The 18,839-nt window shown below is 62.8% G+C and carries 19 protein-coding genes and 1 pseudogene; 17 read left to right on the top strand and 3 right to left on the bottom strand.

From position 1 onward, the window contains the following. From ACVWZ7_RS02540 to ACVWZ7_RS02510, 7 genes are all read left to right on the top strand, one after another. Window positions 1–1,302 (top strand): flavin monoamine oxidase family protein, encoded by a 1,302-nt coding sequence (locus tag ACVWZ7_RS02540; protein WP_456506872.1) that lies wholly within the window; start codon window positions 1–3, stop codon window positions 1,300–1,302. Continuing rightward, window positions 1,299–1,805, top strand: a complete 507-nt coding sequence (locus ACVWZ7_RS02535) for a flavin reductase family protein (protein ID WP_456506871.1) — start codon at window positions 1,299–1,301, stop codon at window positions 1,803–1,805. Before ACVWZ7_RS02540 ends, ACVWZ7_RS02535 begins: the two co-directional genes overlap by 4 nt. A 29-nt stretch (window positions 1,806–1,834) precedes the next feature. Further along, window positions 1,835–2,401: a flavin reductase family protein gene (locus ACVWZ7_RS02530; protein ID WP_456506870.1), complete on the top strand. Its 567-nt coding sequence runs from the start codon at window positions 1,835–1,837 to the stop codon at window positions 2,399–2,401. Continuing rightward, window positions 2,398–2,814, top strand: a complete 417-nt coding sequence (locus ACVWZ7_RS02525; RefSeq protein ID WP_091252540.1) for an ester cyclase — start codon at window positions 2,398–2,400, stop codon at window positions 2,812–2,814. The genes ACVWZ7_RS02530 and ACVWZ7_RS02525 overlap by 4 nt, the downstream gene beginning before the upstream one ends. Before the next feature lie 95 nt (window positions 2,815–2,909). Next, on the top strand, window positions 2,910–4,493 hold the full coding sequence (locus ACVWZ7_RS02520) for an aldehyde dehydrogenase (NADP(+)) (RefSeq protein WP_456506869.1): 1,584 nt from the start codon (window positions 2,910–2,912) through the stop codon (window positions 4,491–4,493). A gap of 128 nt (window positions 4,494–4,621) precedes the next feature. Next, the gene (locus tag ACVWZ7_RS02515) at window positions 4,622–5,407 is read left to right on the top strand and encodes a 2-keto-4-pentenoate hydratase (protein WP_091252536.1); all 786 of its coding nucleotides are present in this window, start codon (window positions 4,622–4,624) and stop codon (window positions 5,405–5,407) included. 103 nt (window positions 5,408–5,510) lie between these two features. After that, window positions 5,511–6,356: a fumarylacetoacetate hydrolase family protein gene (locus tag ACVWZ7_RS02510; RefSeq protein WP_456506868.1), complete on the top strand. Its 846-nt coding sequence runs from the start codon at window positions 5,511–5,513 to the stop codon at window positions 6,354–6,356. A 361-nt stretch (window positions 6,357–6,717) separates the two neighbouring features. Here ACVWZ7_RS02510 and ACVWZ7_RS02505 read toward each other — a convergent pair whose 3' ends face one another. Next, window positions 6,718–6,966: a hypothetical protein gene (locus tag ACVWZ7_RS02505; RefSeq protein ID WP_456506867.1), complete on the bottom strand. Its 249-nt coding sequence runs from the start codon at window positions 6,964–6,966 to the stop codon at window positions 6,718–6,720. A 302-nt stretch (window positions 6,967–7,268) separates the two neighbouring features. Here ACVWZ7_RS02505 and ACVWZ7_RS02500 point away from each other — a divergent pair, with 302 nt between their 5' ends. Together ACVWZ7_RS02500 and ACVWZ7_RS02495 are read left to right on the top strand one after the other, a co-directional pair. Continuing rightward, window positions 7,269–7,568, top strand: coding sequence for a hypothetical protein (locus ACVWZ7_RS02500; RefSeq protein ID WP_456506866.1), 300 nt, complete (start codon window positions 7,269–7,271; stop codon window positions 7,566–7,568). Window positions 7,569–7,570: 2 nt separating this feature from the next. Next, window positions 7,571–8,029 carry an NUDIX domain-containing protein gene (locus tag ACVWZ7_RS02495; RefSeq protein WP_456506865.1) on the top strand — a complete coding sequence of 153 codons (459 nt, stop codon included), beginning with the start codon at window positions 7,571–7,573 and terminating at the stop codon, window positions 8,027–8,029. Between the two features lie 25 nt (window positions 8,030–8,054). On the opposite strand, the pseudogene ACVWZ7_RS02490 reads toward ACVWZ7_RS02495, so the two are convergent. Both ACVWZ7_RS02490 and ACVWZ7_RS02485 read right to left on the bottom strand, forming a co-directional pair. Next, window positions 8,055–8,158: pseudogene (locus ACVWZ7_RS02490) on the bottom strand (AraC family transcriptional regulator); the annotation flags it as partial. Between the two features lie 934 nt (window positions 8,159–9,092). After that, the gene (locus tag ACVWZ7_RS02485) at window positions 9,093–9,299 is read right to left on the bottom strand and encodes a hypothetical protein (RefSeq protein ID WP_456506864.1); all 207 of its coding nucleotides are present in this window, start codon (window positions 9,297–9,299) and stop codon (window positions 9,093–9,095) included. A gap of 662 nt (window positions 9,300–9,961) precedes the next feature. Here ACVWZ7_RS02485 and ACVWZ7_RS02480 point away from each other — a divergent pair. The 8 genes from ACVWZ7_RS02480 (at window position 9,962) to ACVWZ7_RS02445 (ending at window position 18,653) form a co-directional block, all read left to right on the top strand. After that, window positions 9,962–11,593 carry an ABC transporter substrate-binding protein gene (locus tag ACVWZ7_RS02480; RefSeq protein WP_456506863.1) on the top strand — a complete coding sequence of 544 codons (1,632 nt, stop codon included), beginning with the start codon at window positions 9,962–9,964 and terminating at the stop codon, window positions 11,591–11,593. A 9-nt stretch (window positions 11,594–11,602) separates the two neighbouring features. Continuing rightward, window positions 11,603–12,607: an ABC transporter permease gene (locus ACVWZ7_RS02475; RefSeq protein WP_456506862.1), complete on the top strand. Its 1,005-nt coding sequence runs from the start codon at window positions 11,603–11,605 to the stop codon at window positions 12,605–12,607. Further along, complete coding sequence (locus tag ACVWZ7_RS02470) at window positions 12,604–13,497, top strand: ABC transporter permease (RefSeq protein WP_456506861.1); 894 nt, start codon at window positions 12,604–12,606, stop codon at window positions 13,495–13,497. Before ACVWZ7_RS02475 ends, ACVWZ7_RS02470 begins: the two co-directional genes overlap by 4 nt. Then, window positions 13,494–15,176 carry an ATP-binding cassette domain-containing protein gene (locus tag ACVWZ7_RS02465; protein ID WP_456506860.1) on the top strand — a complete coding sequence of 561 codons (1,683 nt, stop codon included), beginning with the start codon at window positions 13,494–13,496 and terminating at the stop codon, window positions 15,174–15,176. The genes ACVWZ7_RS02470 and ACVWZ7_RS02465 overlap by 4 nt, the downstream gene beginning before the upstream one ends. A gap of 15 nt (window positions 15,177–15,191) precedes the next feature. Beyond that, window positions 15,192–16,091 (top strand): carcinine hydrolase/isopenicillin-N N-acyltransferase family protein, encoded by a 900-nt coding sequence (locus ACVWZ7_RS02460; protein ID WP_456506859.1) that lies wholly within the window; start codon window positions 15,192–15,194, stop codon window positions 16,089–16,091. Beyond that, complete coding sequence (locus ACVWZ7_RS02455) at window positions 16,088–16,885, top strand: putative hydro-lyase (protein ID WP_456506858.1); 798 nt, start codon at window positions 16,088–16,090, stop codon at window positions 16,883–16,885. The genes ACVWZ7_RS02460 and ACVWZ7_RS02455 overlap by 4 nt, the downstream gene beginning before the upstream one ends. Window positions 16,886–17,547: 662 nt before the next feature. Next, on the top strand, window positions 17,548–17,820 hold the full coding sequence (locus ACVWZ7_RS02450) for a hypothetical protein (protein ID WP_456506857.1): 273 nt from the start codon (window positions 17,548–17,550) through the stop codon (window positions 17,818–17,820). Continuing rightward, window positions 17,817–18,653: an IS110 family RNA-guided transposase gene (locus ACVWZ7_RS02445; protein ID WP_456506856.1), complete on the top strand. Its 837-nt coding sequence runs from the start codon at window positions 17,817–17,819 to the stop codon at window positions 18,651–18,653. Before ACVWZ7_RS02450 ends, ACVWZ7_RS02445 begins: the two co-directional genes overlap by 4 nt. Window positions 18,654–18,839: the final 186 nt, after the last annotated feature.

Genomic DNA, 18,839 nt, shown 5'->3' with positions numbered 1-18,839 from the left:
ATGACTGAACAGACTGACGTAGTCGTCATCGGTGCCGGTCTTGCCGGCCTCATCACCGCCCGTGAGCTCGGCAACCGCGGCCACAGGGTGGTTGTCCTGGAAGCCCGCGATCGCCTTGGCGGCCGCCTGTGGACCGAGCGCCGCCTGGGCCAGAACCTGGAGCTCGGCGGCAACTGGCTGCACTGGACCCAGCCTCATGTCTGGGCCGAGGTCACCCGCTACGGCCTGGAGGTCTCCCGCGGCCCCCGCTCGGAAGAAACCTACTGGCTGGCCGGCAACGAGGTGCGCCGCGGCAACCTCGATGACTTCATGAAGCTGATCGACCCCGGCATGACCCGTCTGCTCGAAGACACCGTGACGTGGCTGCCCCGACCGGACGCGCCGCTGACCGTGGAGAACCTTGCCGAGGTTGACCAGTACAACCTGCAGGAAATGCTGGACAAGCTGGACCTCTCCGAGGACGAGCGCAACGCGAACGAGGCCGCCTGGGTGGGCCACTTCAACGCACCCCTGGACCAGTGCGCCTACGTCAACGCCCTGCGCTGGACCGCCGGATCCTCCGGGCACTGGCACCTGATGCACGAGGCCTCGGCGATCTACCGCCTGAAGCACGGCAACGACACCCTGGTCACCGCCATTGCCGAGGACACCAACGCCGACATCCGCCGCAACACGCCGGTGACCAGCGTCCGCCACCACAGCGACGGCGCCACCATCAGCTACGGCGAGGGCAAGGAGATCCAGGCCAAGAAGGTGGTCATCACCCTGCCGCAGAATGTGCTGCACAAGCTCGATGTCCAGCCCGCCCTGTCCGAGGGCAAGCTCGCCCCCAGCCGGGAAAGGACCGCATCCCAGGGCGTCAAGGCCTGGATCCGCGTCAAGGGACCCATCAAGCCCTTCTTCGCCTACTCCGCCCAGGACAAGCCGCTGTCCGTGATCCGCACCGAGTTCGTCGGAGAAACCGACGCCGTCCTGGTCGGCTTCGGCGCCGACGCGACCCGCATCGATGTCACCGATCCCGAGCAAGTCCAGGAAGCCATCAAGGTATGGCGCGACGACCTGGAAGTCCTCGAGGTCACCGGACACAAATGGGGCGAAGACCCCTACGCCGAGGAAACCTGGCAGATCCAGCGCCCCGGCCAGCTCACCAAATACCACCAGGCACAGCAGGCCAGCGAAGGCGCGCTGCACTTCGCCAGCAGCGACACCGCGAACATCTGGGCCGGCTTCTTCGACGGGGCGATTGAAAGCGGACTCCGGGCAGCCCGTAACGTCGGCGCTGAACTGAGGGCGGAGTCATGAGCGCTCCAGCCATAGCCCGTCCGATCGACTCGCAGCTCTACCGCGCCGTCATGCGCCACCTGCCCACCGGCGTCGCCGCCGTCTGCTCCACAGACCCCGCAACCGGCGCCCAGAACGCCATGATCGTCGGGACGTTCGCATCCCTCTCCATGGAACCCGCACTCGTGACGTTCAGCGTGATGCACACGTCCACGAGCTGGCCCAGGATCGCCGCGGCCGAGCAGTTCAGCATCAGCCTGCTCGCCGAGGACCAGGAGCAGGTCTGCCGCGCCCTGTCCGCCAAGGGCGAGGACAAACTCAGCTCCGTTGGCTGGTCCGAGTCCGGCTGGGGAACCCCGCACATCCACGGGTCCCTCGCCTGGTTCGATTGCCGGATCGAACAGCAGTTCGTCGCCGGCGACCACGTCGTCGTCATCGCCAGTGTGCTGGACATGACGCCCGGTGAGGGCGCCCCCCTCATCTTCCACGGCGGCCGCTTCGGAAGCTTCCGCGAAGTCGCCTGATCCAAATCACCTGATCAAGGAACACTGACATGGACATTACTCCAGCAACCGCCGCCAGCCCCGTGGCTGACATCACGCCCGCTTACTACCGCCAGATCCTGGGCAAGCTGCCCACCGGCGTCACGGCCATCACCGGCGTCAACGACGACGACGAGAAGCTCGGCTTGGTGGTCGGCACCTTCCAGTCCCTGTCACTGGACCCGCCCCTGGTCATGTTTTGCGTCGACAAGTCGTCCTCCACCTGGCCGAAGATGCGCAAGCTGCAGAACTTCACGGCCAACATCCTCTCCGACGACCAGATCGGCATCTGCCGGTCCCTGTCCCGGAAGGGACCTCAGAAGTTCGAAGGGCTGCCCTGCACCACCGGCCCCCTCGGAACCCCGCACCTGGACGGAGCCACAGCCTACATCGACTGCGTCGTCACCGCAGAGGTTGTGGTGGGCGACCACTACATGGTGGTGGGAGCCGTGACCAACATGGACGAAGGAAGCGGCGACGCGCTGCTGTTCAGGGGCGGGAAATTCGGACAGTACCTGCCCATGGAGATCCCGGCACCAGCACAATCGGCACCAGCAGAAGCAAGGAGCGCATCATGAGCCGGCGGGAAACCATTCTTAACGCCTGGAACCGCGCCTGGGGCGACGGAGACCTGGCCGCCTTCGAACAGTTGCTTTCACCGAACTACGTCCGTCGCTCCAAGTCCGGCAGCGAAGACTACGCCAGCCTGAGGAAAACCATCGAAGCCACACACGTCGCGTTCCCGGACACGACCACGGAAATCCTGCACATCATTGAAGATGGCTCGACCGCAGCGATCCATTGGCAGACCAGGGGCACGCACCAGGGCGAGTTCATGGACGTGCCCGCCACGGGGCGCAACATCACCGTAACAGGCGCATCCTTCCTTCGGTTCGACGGCGACAAACTCGCCGAAGAATGGGTTGTTTGGGACCCGCGCGAACTCCTCTCAGCCCTCGGCATCTGGCACTTGGGCGCCGGCAACGCCTGAACACTTCAGTCGAGCCGGCCCAACAACCCCGGTCGGCGGCACGTCGAGGTGCCGCCGACCCCAGCAGGCTTTCAACCGCCCCAGGAGGCGCACCAATGACACTTGAAGGACATTCCCTCATCGCAGGGGAAACCACACCCGGCACCAATGGCACGGTCCACGGGATCAATCCCGCCACCAACGAACAGCTGGAGCCGGCCTACACGCTGGTCAGCGAGCAGCAGCTGAGGAAGGCCACCGAAGCGGCCGCCGACGCATTCGACTCATTCAGTGCACTGGAACCGGAACGGCATGCCAGGTTCCTGGAAGCCATCGCCGAGAACATCGACGCCATCGGTGATGAACTGATTGAACGGGCATCGACCGAGACCGGACTTGGTCTTGACCGGCTGCGCGGCGAACGGGCGCGGACCACGGGACAGCTTCGCCTCTTCGCCGACGTCGTCCGGCAAGGAGATTTCCGCGGAGTCCGGATCGACCCCGCACTGCCTGGGCGGACGCCCTTGCCCAGGGCCGACATCCGGCAGCGCCAGATTCCCCTCGGCCCCGTCGCCGTCTTCGGCGCCAGCAACTTCCCGCTGGCCTTCTCCGTGGCCGGCGGAGACACAGCCTCCGCGTTCGCCGCAGGTTGCCCGGTGATCGTCAAGGCGCATAATGCCCACCCGGGGACCGCCGAGCTCGTGGGCCAGGCAATCGTCAAGGCAGTCCGCGACCTTGACCTCCACCCCGGAGTCTTCTCCCTTGTCTATGGTGCGGGCTCGAGCATCGGCCAGGCACTCGTTGCGGACCCCGCCATCAAGGCAGTCGGCTTCACGGGTTCCCGCGCCGGCGGTACCGCGCTGATGCGCACAGCCGCAGCCCGCCCGGAACCGATCCCGGTGTACGCGGAAATGTCCTCCATCAACCCCGTCTATGTCTTCCCGGGCGCACTGGAAGACGACATCGAAACACTCGCACAGCAGTATGTCGCCTCCGTAACGGGTAGCTCCGGGCAGCTCTGCACCGCACCGGGGCTGGTCTTCGTACCCGCCGGCGAGGCCGGGGAACGTTTCGCCGCAGCTGTCACGGAAGCCGTCACCAAGCTTTCCGGCCAGACCATGCTGACCGGCGGCATCGCCTCCGCATGGCAGCACGGCTACAACACCCTGGCATCCGTTCCCGAAGTCGAGCTGATCGGCGAGGGAACCCCGGGGCCTTCCGAAAACGCTCCGGCCCCTGCCGTCTTCGGCGCAGACTTGGACGTCTTCACCACCAACCCCCTCCTGCACGAGGAAATCTTTGGTGCCGCGAGCCTGGTGGTGCGTTACAAAGGAGTCGACGACCTGATCGAGGCCACCGGCAAGCTCGAGGGCCAGCTCACGGCCTCCCTGCACGTCGCTGACAAGGACTATTCTGCGGCCTCGGGCCTGATACCCGCACTGGAACGCAGGGTCGGCAGGATCCTCCTCAACGGCTGGCCCACCGGCGTGGAAGTCGGCCACGCCATGGTCCACGGCGGCCCCTACCCGGCAACCTCGGACTCCAAGACAACTTCCGTGGGAACGCTGGCGATCGACCGGTTCCTGCGCCCCGTGGCCTACCAGAACTTCCCGGAGCAACTCCTGCCGGCGCCGCTGCAGGATGCCAACCCGTGGAACGTCCACCGTCTTGTCGACGGCAAGCCAGAGCAGGACCGCTAAGCCTGCCCGGCACAAGCTTCCGGCCCCGGACAGACCTCTCCAACAACAAATCGTCCGGGGCCGGAGATCCAATCCCACCCGAAACGGCTTGCCCTCAACGCGATGCCGAGCACGCAAAGGATTTCACCATGTCAACCAACACGCTTGAAGATATCGCGGACACCCTCCGCACCGCCCGGCTGAAGGGCGAACCGATCGCAGCCCCCACGGAGACCTGGCCGTCCCTGGACGCTGACACTGCCTTCGAAGTTCAGAAGATCAACGTCGACCATGCAGTGGCAAACGGCGACCGGCTCGTAGGCTACAAACTGGGGAACATCGCCAAAGTCATGCAGGACGCCTTCGGCCTGGACCAGCCGGACTACGGGCACCTCCTGGCCGGCGGCTTCGCCTTTGAAGGAACCACCCTGGAGCTGGACAAGTTCATCGAGCCCTTCGTGGAACTCGAACCGGCTTTCGTCCTCCGCAGGCCCCTCGGTGGCAAGAACACGACCATCGCCGACGTCATCAACGCCATCGACTACGCGTTGCCGGCCATCGAAATCATCGACTCCCGGGTGCGGAACTGGGCCATCGGACTTCCGGACACGCTCGCGGACAACGGCTCGACAGGCGCGGTCATCCTCGGCGGCACGCCACGACTCATCACTGAACTGAACCTTCGCGACACCCGCGGCGTCCTGAAGTTTAACGACCGCGAAGTCATCACCGGAACGACCGGCAACATCCTTGGCAACCCCCTCGCGGCGGTCGCCTGGCTTGTCAACCGCCTCGCCGAGTACGGCGTCGAGTTCGAAGCCGGACAGGTCATCCTGCCGGGAAGCTGCCTGCAAGCGGTGCCCATGAAGGAAGCGGGCCGCTGGTCCGGCACCTTCGAAGGCTGGGGCACTGTCGAATTTGACGTCTCCGCCTGACAGGAAATGAGGCGGTGTGCCCGGCGGCCCTCTGCAGGCCGGGCACACCACCCACGCTTCGAACCGCTCGACACTTTATCGCCCCCGACCAGAAGGACCACGCGTGCGCCTGGCCAACATTGCCAACCGACTGACGCTCGTCACGCCGGACAGCCACCTCATTGACATCTCACAGGCAACCCGGGGGCGTTTCAGCCCGGCCATCCAGGACTGCTACGAACGCTGGGACGAGCTTGTGGAAGTCGCGGCCAGACTTCACAACAAACCCGGAAAGCCCCTGGCGCACGTGCCGCTGGGGGAGTTCGGCAACCCTGCACCGCGACCGCGTCAGGTCTTTGCCATCGGACTCAACTACGCCGCCCATGCAGCAGAGGCTTCACTTGCCGTACCCGAGGACCTCACCGTCTTCACAAAGTTCTCCAGCTCACTGGCCGGCCCCTACGGAAACATCAAGCTTCCGCCCGGAACCGTGGACTGGGAAGTCGAACTCGTGGCAGTTATTGGCCGCGGCGGCAGAGACATCCCTGCAAAGGACGCGTGGAACCATGTCGCGGGCGTATCCGCGGGACAGGACCTCTCCGAGCGCACGATGCAGGCCCAGGGTCCCGCCCCGCAGTACAGCCTGGCTAAGTCTTTCCCCGGTTTCGGGCCCGTTGGTCCCTTTCTGGTCACCCCCGATGAATTTGACGACCCGGACAGCCTCGAACTGGGCTGCATCATCAACGGAGAAGAAGTTCAAAAGGGCAACACCTCGGACATGGTGTTTCCGGTTCCCGAGATTATCGCCCGCCTGTCCAAAGTCACCACGCTGCTCCCGGGAGACATTATCTTTACCGGCACGCCACCAGGGGTAGGCGTCGGACGAGTTCCCCAGCGCTTTCTCGCACCCGGGGACGAACTCGTCACCCGTATCGACGGCGTCGGCGAGATGCGCCACCGGATGCAGTAGCCCATAGAGGCGCGTACATACGTACGCACCTCTATGCTTGCCGTTCCCCAGCCCATCGTTGTGGCATGCTCAGTGATGGCTCAGCCGGGTATATCGCGCAGCGTTCCGGGTGCTGCCGCTCCGGTCACGTTGCATGCCTGGAACAGCAGGCCATCGCTGATCCAGCCGAGCGAGATCGACGTGCACCCCGCCCAAACGGCCCTCGCGCCGCCGCAAAATACGGCCATGAATTCCGTTGGCGGTTTCCTCATGAGCTGGTGCCCCACTGTGGTGGTCTGGTGTCAATGTGGCGTGTGGGAGGCCTGGCCCGGGATTGCCGCGTATCCGAGAGCACGCTTGAACGGGCCGACAGTGGGCTGCCTTAGGCCGCCATCTTGATGACTTGGGGATTGTCCGCGCTGCAGATCATTACCCTTCCGAGGCCCGCGGACTGGATCAGCCAGAAGACGCTCCGGTCTGCCGCGATGACGTCGATTCGTCCTGTGACCGGAGTGTCATTTCCGTGGCGCACGTGAACAAGGTCGTTGCGGGAAAGCTTGGACCAGTCCGGAACAGGCATGGCCGGCAGCGACCCGTCCCGCGCTTGCCGGGTCATGGGAGGTGTGGTCATCTTCGAGCTCTCGTATAAGTGGTGGAAGCCAGCATTCACAAATTTTGAACGCGTTGTTCAATTTATAGCTTCGCGCCCTGATTTGGTCAAGACGCGGCACGCAAAGAGCCCTCATTGCGCCCAGGACTGCCGGGAACGAGGGGGTGGCCCCCAGAGATTCCGCCCCGCAGATCTTGATTGCGCGTGTGATATGTGCCATAGTCTTACCAGTCGTTCAAAAAGTGAACATGACGTTCATTTTTAGCATCTGCCGCTCACTCAGGTACGAAGACGCGCCTGGGCCGGATCGAAAGGGAAGTCGAATGTCGATCATTCATCGTTTTGCAAAGAACTCCGCGGCGCGCAGGCCGTCCGGCACTATTGCGGGACCGCGGAACCATGTTGAACCCCAGGTGTTCGGCCCTGCTGGGCAGATTGTCTGCTCACCCTGGGAAGGGATCTATCTTGAGCAGGGCCGCTCCTGGGTCCCGGAGGGCGAAGCGGACTCTGCGCTCAGCCTCGAACTTGAACGATTCCTGACGTCGGTGCTCAGCGGAGACAGCGACCTGCGCGGGGAGCGGGTTGAGCCGGACTTCCAGGAGCGCGGCTCGGATGCGGAATGACCATGAGCATCACCGCTGAAGTGACAGGCGCTCCGGCGCCCATAGCCCCGCCAGCCCGTGCCGTCGTCGCCGTCGTTATCGAATGGCGGGGAAAGATTGCACTGCTCAAGCGTAGTCAGCACCTGAATCACGACAGGGGCCGCTGGCACTGCGTCACTGGATTCCTCGAAGCGGGCGTGTCGCCGCACCAGCAGGCAGACCGGGAGCTCTTCGAGGAGACCGGGCTGCAGTCTTCGGATCTCCTCGACCTTCGTCAGGGACCTGCCCTGCTGCTCAATGATGACTCCGGAGGGTCCTGGGTCGTCCACACCTTCACTGCCGTCACCGCGCGACGCCGGCTACAGATTGACTGGGAGCATGACGACTACCGCTGGACTGCCCCCGGGAAAACGCGCCGCTTCGCCAACCGGGTTTCCTGGCTGGATGTCGTGCTCGGCGCAACCGGACACCTCGGCAGCTGACGCCCCGGCGTCCCCGCGGCTGCGTTCAAGCGCCGCGTCGCCAGTCGCTGGGAGATTCGCCGAAGGCATCACGGAGTGGCTGAAGTGGGCGGCATCCAGGAAGTCACAGCGCGCGGCCACAGCCCCCACCGGCACATGGACGCCGGCTATCGGCCTGCTGTGACTCACGGACTCCGGTAGGACCGACTACTCAGTCTGCTGCTCCATCGGTCAGGTTACGGGCTCATCAGCGAACTCGACCGGTTCGGCTATGAGGCCACCGGAGTGCCATTGGATGGCATGGGCCACGCCGTCGGCGATCCGGTGGTGGGATGCAGCGATGCTGGCGGGGGTCCGGACAGAGCGCTTTTCTGTTGCATGACAATGGCGTAGATCTCAGACCAGGTCATTCCCTCTCATTCAGGCTGTGGCAAGCGCCAAGACTTCGGTGCGGCTTGCTTCAGGATATTTGAGGCGGGACAGTCATCTTCTCGTGGGAGGCTTCGGCGCCTACACTAGCCAGGTGGTTCATGGAGGAGTGAACTTAGTTCAGCATTGTTGGCTGGCCGTTTCCCTGGTTCCCACGCAGCGCTTTGGGCTGCCTGAAATGTGGCAAGAAGGAAGTGTGTACAAAGTACACACTCTGGGCTTCGGACTGCGTCGTATGTGGACCGGATCGGGCCGGAATCCTTATTTTTCCGAGGGAGCCCAGAGTTTGCAGGGGCTGGAATACAGTTCGAGTCCCACCTCGGGCACAGCATTCCCCCTCGTCAGAGGGGGTTTTTGCTTTAACGTGCGTACATCGACCCGGTTTGGGTCCAGTTGACGCTGGTCGCGGCCTGTGGCCTGGTCGCCGCGGTGGCCTATTCGGTTTTGTGGGTGGCGGGGTCAGGGTCCTGGCTGGTGGGCCCTCCGCCTGCTGGAATCTAGGGTATGCGGCGTCCTATCTGGCTGTTCCGGTGGCCAGTTGTTGGCCGTCACTCTCATTCATGGCCGGGAGTTGTGGTGACGACATGACGAGGCCGATTTCTCTTCGGGGATCTTCCGCGGATATCTGTTTTTCTGCGAACCGGACAGAGTCCGCTCATCGGGTGCTTGTCCGGCCAAAGGAGGTGTGGACAATATCCACACCTTGTCCACGGCCGGCTTTTCGGGGTAGGCCGATGCCGACAGCGATGATGTCCGTTGCCGGACGCTTCTTCGTTTCCAAATGACCCTGCAGTGTCACCGCTAGCCAGTCCAGAACAAATTCGGGTCCGCACGAAATCTCAAGTCGTTCAGTGGTTTCCAAGAGAATCCTTCCCGACAGGTCCGTGAGAGTCACGGTCGCGTGTGTGGCGCCGATGTCGGCGGCAGCGACCAGCCTTGCACCGGGGTTGAAGGCTAGTCGCGCCGAGGGGCGTCCTCCGGTGGAAGCCGCATCCGACACCGGCACAACTAGCCCGAGTTCCAGGAGGGCCTCGAGGCGGGAACTGATGGCAGCTCGCCCCAAGCCCATTATCCCGGCCAGATCGGCCCTGGTTCGCGGGCGTCCGTCCCGCAGGATGTGCAAAAGTTCGCCGGGGCCGCCGTGGTTCAGGTCTCTCCGTTTCGGGGCTCCAAAGAGGCGAATAATGAGACTGAGGACTTGACGCATCAGGCTCACAGGACCCGGGGGGACCTTATCTCCACTCAGTGTCACGGCGTCCACTCGTTCGCGTCCACTCCTCGATGCCCACAGGATCATAAAGTGCAGCTTCGGTGCGCATTCCATCGCCAAGAGCGTCAAACGGTGCAGACTTTTGCTGGCTGACTGATAAAGCCACGTGGTGCGTGTCACTGTTGGCATGGAAAACGACAGAACCACAACAGCCGCTTCCCGGTTGCGGGTTCAGATAAATATGGGACAAAAGACGGCTGCTTCCGCTTCCGTCTGGGCATGTCCCCTCTCCCAAAATCCTGAGGATGGATCTAATGGCTACTAATTTGTCGAGGCGCGGTTTCCTTGCACTGAGTGTTCTAGCTGGCGCGACTCCGTTGATCGCGTCCTGTACGTCGCGCGGGGCCACGGCGGGCGGCGGTTCCAGTTCCACTCTTGTTTATGTTGGCTCCGATTTCCCCGCCAACTTTGATACCGACAGCGCTGCCGGAGCGAACGTGGCCGGCGAAAACATAGTCGGAAACACCTATGGCGGTGACATCGTGGCATTTGGCAAGACGCAGGTCAATGGCACCTCCATCGCCGATATCCTTGCGAGTGGAATAAAGGGCGGCCTCGAGAATGGATTTGCCAAGACAATCGACGTCTCGGCTGATCAGCGAACCATCACCATTACTCTCAGGGACGACATCGTCTCGAATTTGGGCAACAAGTTGACGTCTGCCGACGTCCTCTGGTCCTTTCAACGCAACTTCGCCCTCAAGCAAACCGGCCTGTTCATGGCCAACTCGATGGGAATCACAAGTGCTGACCAAGTGGTGGCCCTGGACGAGCGCACAGTCAGGTTCGCCCTCGACAAGCCGAATAGCATTTTCTTTAAGGTCGACGCAGCCAAGCTCTATGCAGGACTATTTGACTCCGTTGCCGCAAAGCAGCACGCCACCCCCGACGATCCATGGGCTCAGGGTTGGCTCGGCAAGAACACAGCCGGCTTCGGCGCTTACACCGTTTCGGCTTTCCAAGAAGGCCAAACGGTCACGCTCTCCGCCAACCCGCATTCCTTGACAAGGCCTGACTTCGACAAGGTCGTATGGCGCTCTGTGCCGACCAGCGCGAACCGGCTCGCGTTGCTGCAGTCTGGCGAAGCGGACATCGCCATGAACCTCAGTCCGAGCCAGCTGCAGTCGGCCGAGAAGGCGGGGCTCACCGTCACGTCCTATAAGTCGAATAAGATCCAAGTGATGCCGCTCAATGCGCTCGACCCGAACTTGAAGGATCCCCGGATCCGCCAGGCAATCGCCTACGCCTTGCCTTACGCCGACATCCTGAGCAGCGTGTACCTAGGCACGGCAACCGGCTTGAACAGCCCCCTTCCGGAGGACTACCCGGGCCACACCGCAAAGTATAACGAGTACAAGACCAACCTCGACAAGGCCAAGAGCCTAATGGCGGAGGCCGGCGTGTCCGGATTCAACTTGACGTTGACCTTTTCCAACGACAACTACGAAGATCCGCTGATAGCGCCCATCGTTGCGTCCGCCCTGAAGCAAATCGGGATCAACGTGCTGCTCGAAGGATTGCCGGCGTCGAGCTACTTCGACAAGCTGTACAAGCGCGGGGGTCAAGCCTATCTCGCCGCATTCTGGCCCTTCGTCGCTGACCCAGCCTATGCCCTCGGTGTCTACTGGAAGTCCACGTCTTACCTCAACGTCGGGTCCTGGAAGAACGCAGAGTTCGACACGCTAATCGAAGAGATGCTGGTCGAACCCGAGCCATCAGCCCGTAACCTGAAGGCTGGCCGCGCCCAGCAAATCTGGATGCAGGAGCAGCCCTGGGTGCTCCTAGCCAACCCCGGATGGCACGTCGCGCATTCAAAGCGCGTCTCCAACGTCACGTGGTATCCGAATAATGGGGTCCGCTTCGCCGATCTCAAGCTCGTGAAGTAGGGCCGTGTCTTGGGCCGTTTCCTCCTCCGACGTCTTTCCCTACTACCCGTCCAGCTCTTTGGCTTGCTCGTCCTTGTTTTTTTCCTCACTCGACTGATACCCGGCGATCCTGCCTATGCCCTCGCCGGGGGGCAGGCAACAGCCGAGCAGGTGGAGCGAATTCGCCAGTCGATGGGACTGGACCAGCCTCTGTGGGTCCAGTTCTGGCACTACGTCTCCGGTGTCCTCCAGGGGGACTGGGGCACCTCCATCCAAACCAACAGCCCCGTCGTCCAGGACCTCGTGCAGAGGGCACCCGCAACCCTGCTCCTGATGTTCTTCTCCCTACTCATGATCATCCTGCTGGCGCTAGTGCTAGTCGGGTGGCTGCTCTGGCGGCCACAGGGAGTCGCCCGCAAGGTCGTCAGCGGATACGGGTTTCTCGCTGGCGTCGTTCCCGATTTTTGGGTTGGCCTCAGCCTAGTCTCCCTACTCTACGTGCAGCTCGGAATCGGCGCATCGCCGAGCGGCCAGCTGGACGCGAGAATTACCGTCCCTCCGGTAACGAACGTCGGACTGATCGACGCCGCCATCGCCGGCGATCCACCAGCTGTCGCAAACGCAATAGCACATCTCATTTTGCCCTGCATCACGTTGATCTTTGTCTACCTGGCACCTGTCATCCGGATCATGTCCGCAGTGACCGAGAAAGTCAACGGCTCGGATTTCGCCCGCTTCGCTGATTCCTGGGGTATCTCTCCGTGGCGACGTGTTCGATACATTCTGCGTTTCACGTCGCCAACTATGGTCACGACGCTCGCCTCTACCACCGTCTTTCTCGTCGGCGGAGCCGTCCTCGTCGAAACCGTCTTCTCCTGGGGAGGTGTAGGACAGTATGCAGTGGCAGCTGTGACCCGCTCCGACTACGTGGGCGTGCAGGGCTTCGTTCTCATTGCCGGACTGTTTACAGCCATGGTCTACCTCGCCAACGACCTTCTACACGCCGCAATCGATCCGCAATTGAGGAAAGCATGAAAAGCCTGATACCCACCACACTTGCGGGGAAGGTAGGCGTGATTGGCAGCTTCATCTCCGTCGTCTGTGCCGTCATCGGCCCCTGGATCGCTCCCTACGACCCGGAAAAGCCCACGGTGGATGTCCTCCAGGAACCCAGCTTCACGCACCCCTTCGGAACCGATGCATCTGGTCTCGACATCTTCTCAGTCGTCATCGCGGCCTTCCGTACGGACCTCTCGATCGCGCTGCTTGGCGTCGGCGCTTCGTTCGTCCTCGGACTCCTGCTCGGTTCTATCAGTGGCTTTTCCGCCGCTGGCGGCCGGATCTGGAGGGCGCTCGCCCGGATCGTCGATGCTGCCCTCGATGTTTTCCAGTCGATTCCAGTCACCGTCTTTGCGTTGGCACTAACGGCGATTTTTGGTCGAGGAACCGGTGCCGTGATTACTGCAGTTATCTTTGTGGCCACCCCGATCTTCGCCCGGCTGATCCGCTCATCCCTGCATTCCGTAGTGCAGGGAGGCCTCGTGGCATCCTGCCGTATATTGGGCCTCGGAACGATCCGTACACTTACGCGGCATGCCCTCCCCAATTCCGTTGACAGCGCAGTGGCGAATATCTCGGTCAGCCTCGGTGTCTCCGTACTCCTCACCGCCGCACTGAGCTTCCTAGGGGCCGGTGTCCGTCCCCCTACACCCGAATGGGGCTACGTGATCTCCATGGGAGCCAACTATGTCGCCACCGGCCAGTGGTGGATTAGCCTCATGCCGGGTCTGGTGCTCTGCCTGTCAGTGGTCTCCTTTGCCTTGACCGGCGAGGCCGTCAGGGAATGGCTCGCCGGTGCTGGGCTAAGTTCGGCTGCCAACGAAGAAATCACCTTTTCCACCGGACAAACCGAGAGGACATCATGACCAAGTTCTACACTCCAATGGGGGAGGACCTGGGCAGGCACGTGTTGAGAATCGAGGATCTCCGACTAACTGCCTCCCAGGGAGCCCGGGACCTGGTCAAGGGAGTTTCACTTTCGGTCGCCCCCGGTCGAGTGCTGGGACTTGTCGGTGAGTCTGGCAGCGGTAAAACGCTTACCGGGCTGAGCTGCCTCGGGATGCTGCCGCAGGGCATCGAGCGCACGGGTGGAGAGGTCTTTGTCGCGGGGCAACCGATCCTGGATCTCGCCCCGAATGAACAGCGCCGCCTCCGAGGCTCCGTCGTATCAATGGTGCTGCAGGATCCGCTGAGCGGCTTCCACCCGATGCTCACCGTAGGCAAGCAGATCTTCCACTCCTTGCAGGATCATGGCGTTGGAAAGGAATCCGCACGGGCAAGGGTGCTCGAGGTGCTCGGTCAGGCGCGACTGCCTGAGCCAGAGAAGGTGGCAAACCGGTTTCCGCACCAGTTGTCCGGTGGTATGCGCCAACGGGCAATGATCGCCCTCGCACTTGCCAACCGTCCCAGTCTCCTGATCGCTGACGAGCCTACAACCGCCCTGGATCCTACGGTTCAGGCAGGAGTACTCCGTCTCCTGCGCCAGCTGGCCGACGATGGTCTCGGTATTGTCTTCGTTACGCACAACCTCGGCGTCGTGGCGGGACTCTGTGACGAGGTCAGCGTCATGGAGCATGGGCTCATCGTCGAATCGGGCGACGTTGCACCGGTCCTGGAGAACCCGCAGCACCCCTACTCGATCGAGCTGCTCAGTGCCTCGCCCCGCCTCTCGTCGCCGCACGTTCTGCGCGCTCCCCTCAATGCAGCCCGGACGAATGAACCCGCTGCCATTTCCGTTCAAGGCGCCAGCCAGCGGTACGGCGCGCGGGGTATTTTCGGCCGAGGAGCAGTTGTTCACGCCCTGAGTGACGTCAGTTTTGAGATCCCGCGCGGCAGCACCACCTCTATCGTCGGCGAATCCGGATCAGGCAAGTCAACATTAACGCGTCTGCTGGTAGGCCTCGAAAAACCGACAGCTGGCCGCGTCACCGTAGCAGGTCAAGACATGGCGAGGCTTAATCCGGCGTCAGAACGGGAGTTCCGGCGTAAAGTCCAGCTGGTATTTCAGGATGCCAGCCGAAGCCTGGACCCCCGCAACACGGCCGAAGAGCTCCTCCTCGAGGCACTGGGCGTCGCCGACCGGAAGGCTTCGCCGTCTGCGGTCCTCGAGCTGTGCGATCGAGTGCACCTCCCTCGGACCATTCTCGGACTGCGCACCACCCATCTTTCCGGAGGCCAGCGCCAGCGCGTCGCCATCGCGCGGGCGCTGGCGCCGAATCCGGAAATCCTTGTTGCGGATGAGCCGGTCAGCGCCCTGGACGTCACCAACCAGCAACGCATCATGGGTCTGTTCCAGGAACTCGTGGGCGAAAACAACCTCACGCTGATCATGGTGTCCCACGACCTCGCGCTGGTGAGGGACATGACCGACACGGTAATAACGATGTACAAGGGACGGCTCATGGAAGCGACTCCCGCCGAAGAGTTCTACTGCAAACCGCGAAATCCGTATTCGCAGGCCCTTCTCGATGCGATGCCCGACCCCACCCGAATCGGGGAACTTCCGACCGTCACCGTCCCGGCTTTGCCGGGCCGCGTGGGCTGAAAGCAGGTAACTCGAATGTGCACCCTCCTTGCCGCGCAATCCACGGCCGGACCGGTACTAGGCAGCAACAGCGATAATCCGTATCTCGTTGGCAGCCGGGTCTTGGCATCAACCGAAGGGGCCTATCCATTCATCGGGACGGAAGTGACCACCTACAGGGCCGCTGAGGCGGTCCCTTGGAACTCGGTGATGACCAGGGGCCTGAATGCACGTGGAGTCGCTTTCACTTATTCCTTCGTGCCCGCATCAAAGTCGGAATCCAATGGGTACAGGAAGCTGGTAGACCGGCGGGGAACCCGCGATGCACTGGGCCAGGCGGCTTCGGCGGAGGAACTCGTTTCATTGCTGCAACAGCGGGCTTCCAGACTAAACGACGGGAACTATCTGATAGCCGATGGCAAGGGGGTTGTTGTGGTCACCATCAATGGTCAACGCTCGACCCAGAAAACAATTGAACCCGGGCAAAACATCGCCTGCACCAATTCCTGGTTCGCGGGACAAGAGCCCGACGATGACGCTTGGGTAGGAGAGAGCTTTTCCAAAGAACGCCTCGGCCAGGCCGCCGTCGTGCAGTCCACGCCACTCCTCGAAGTACAGGATGTCCGTCAAGCCCTACATTCGGCCCTTGCCCAAAATGATGACCAGGAAGACGCCAACAGCCAGGAGGCGCGGACCGTCGATGCTCACGGCAAGGACAGCGGAACGATATCCAGTGAGATCATCGTCCCTGCTGAGGGCACCCTTTGGTGGTGCTACGGATGGCCCTCAGGCACGTCTCGCGGGTACGAAACTTTTATTCGAGACTCCTGGGGTGAGTACCTGCCGTTTCAGGTATCGAAGGTGGACCATACAGGACTGCTAACCACAGAAGATGGCACAGTAACTCTCTACGGAACGAAGGTACTCGCAGCATGACCAACCTCCCCGCGCGCATGGCGCCCTCAAAAGCCCGCGGAAAATTTCGCAGGGGGCTAGTCACCCCCACGGCCGGATGGAGCGACGGTTTCACTCAAGCCAACTTAATCGCGGTCCCCGCTGACTACGCCGAAGAAGTATTGGAGTTCTGTGCACTCAATGCCCAGGCCTGTCCGGTTATTGACGTCATCCGGCCGGGTGAAGTTACTAGCGCACTGGCTGCTGGCTCCGACATCCGCACCGACATTCCCGCCTACCGGGTTTGGCAGAACGGCGAGCTGACTGGGGAGACCGATGACGTCACTTCAGTCTGGCGCGATGACCTGGTCGGGATCCTCATCGGTTGCAGCTTCACCTTCGAGGCTGCGTTGGTCAAGGAAGGCATCCCCCTGCGTCATGTCGAGATGGGTCGGAACGTTCCGATGTACCGCACCACCATCGAATGTACCCCGGCAGGGCGGATACACGGCCCAATGGTAGTTTCAATGCGCCCGATGCCGCCGGAATTGGTTGCGACGGCAGCCCGTATCACGGGTGAGGTGCCGCAAGTACACGGCGCACCCATCCATGTCGGTTCTCCGGATAAGATCGGCATTCTGGACATCAACCGCCCGGACTTCGGTGATGCTGTGGAGATACGCCCGGGCGAGGTTCCGGTCTTCTGGGCCTGCGGCGTAACGCCGCAGAGCGCGGTCATGGCTTCCAAGCCAGAGTTCGCCATTAGCCACGCTCCCGGGTACATGTTCATCACCGACGTTCTGGAGAGCAGCTACCGAACTAATGCTCCATCCTGATTGGCGCACTGACGCCGACAGGTTTGGATGGCCCCCTGGCAGGCCTCATGGGAGCAGCTTTTCGGCCCCGTCCACGCGCCACCCGCCACCCGCCACCCGCTGCAGGCTGGAAACGCGCCCGGCCGGGCCGACAACAGGGCCCCCGAACAGGACCAAACGTGGAACATTCCGGCAGCAAGGCCGGCACTCTGACCTGCCCGAGCCCGAAACCGCGCCGATCTCGGATGGGAGCCAGACCCCGACCCCATCGGCGGATTGTTGTTAGCGGCCATGAAAAACTGCCCGTAGCGGCTGAGCGGCGCTGCCGCTCCGTTCGCATCGAAAATTTGCGCATGGGTCACCCCGACCTGTGGCTATGTCTGGGCTAGACGATATGAAGTGTGGTGCGGATCCTGTCCGTCCGGGGCGGCCATTATCGCCGGGCCGTCCCGCAGCGCCGGCTTGGTGTGAACTGTGCGCTCCGGTGGGGCGGCGGCGCTGCGGGGCCTGAATCCCGGCGGTGATGTCCTTTATCCGGACGGGCAGGACACGGTCCAAGTCCGGTGAGGCCGGGACCTTCGGTGTCACAGGGTCCGTGGGTTGCCATTAACGGCTCCCTTGGCCTGCTGGCTCGTCGGGGGTGCAATGGTAGTGCCACATGTGAGTCTTGGGAGGTCCCGGCTATGTTTGAGCATACTTTCATTGGTCTGGATGTTCACGCGGTCAACGTCGTGGGCCATGCACTGACCCCGGACACCGGCGAAATCAGCAGCCACACGATGGCCGCTGACCCGGCCGTGGTCCTGGAATGGGTCCGCCGGTTCGCACCGCCCGTCAAGGCCGTCTACGAATCCGGCCCTACCGGGTTCGTCCTGGCCCGCTACCTGCGGGCCGCGGACATCAACTGCGTCGTCGCGGCGTCCTCGAAACTGCTCCGTGCCCCGGGGACCGGGTGAAAACCGACCGGCGCGACGCGCGTGTGCTGGCCGAGATGCTCGCCGTGGGCTCGGTGACCGAGGTGAGGGTCCCGGATCCGGAGGAAGAAGCGCTGCGGGACCTGTCCCGACTGCGCTCCGGCACGGCCAAAGACCTCGCGCACGCCCGTCAGCACGTAAACGCCATCCTCTTACGGCACGGCGTCCGCTACCCCAAAGACACCAGATGGACGAGGGAACACAGTCGGTGGCTGCACCGCCAGCGCTTTGACGAACCGGCGCTGCAGTTCACCTATCAGGCCGATGTCGAGCAGACCGAACTTCTCGCCGGGCATCTGGCACGCATCGACAGGCAGGTTGCCGCCACGGCCGCGGCCTGCCGCTACAGCTCTGTCATTGATGCGCTGATGTGTTTGCGCGGAATCCAGGTCACGACCGCGTTCGGGCTGGCCGTGGAGATCGGGGACTGGACCCGCTTTACCGGTTCGTCCATCGGGTCCTACCTCGGGCTGGTCCCCAGCGAAAACTCCTCCGGCCAGTCACGCCACCAGGGCCCCATCACCAAAGCCGGCAACACCTACGCCCGCAAACTCCTCATCGAAGCCGCGTGGCAGCACCGGCGCCCCTACGCCCGGCCCGGGGAACGGCTGCTGCGCCAACTCGATCGCGTCGCCCCGGCAACCCGCATCCGCGCCCTGGAGGGAAACCACCGGCTCCACCACAAGTGGGAGCACTTCGACGAACGCCACAAAATGTCCGTCAAGGCCAACACCGCGATCGCCCGCGAGCTCGCCGGCTGGTGCTGGTCCCTGGCCGCCCCGCTCCAGCAAGGAGAACGCATGGACGCGGCCTGACCCGAACGTGCCCCCGGGACGTGGTGCAAGTGCGATGGCAGCACACGGAGCCAACTCGAGAACGCCGCTATGAGCAGACGGTCCCACACCGTCGACGCTCGATGCTAGACCCACCGATAGCGCTCCAGCCGAACACATCGTCATGCGGTAACCAACCCGCGAATATCTCTAATGGTTAGTAGCCGA

It is taken from the genome of Arthrobacter sp. TE12232, assembly GCF_054062615.1.
This window is presented reverse-complemented; position numbering and strand designations above follow the sequence as displayed.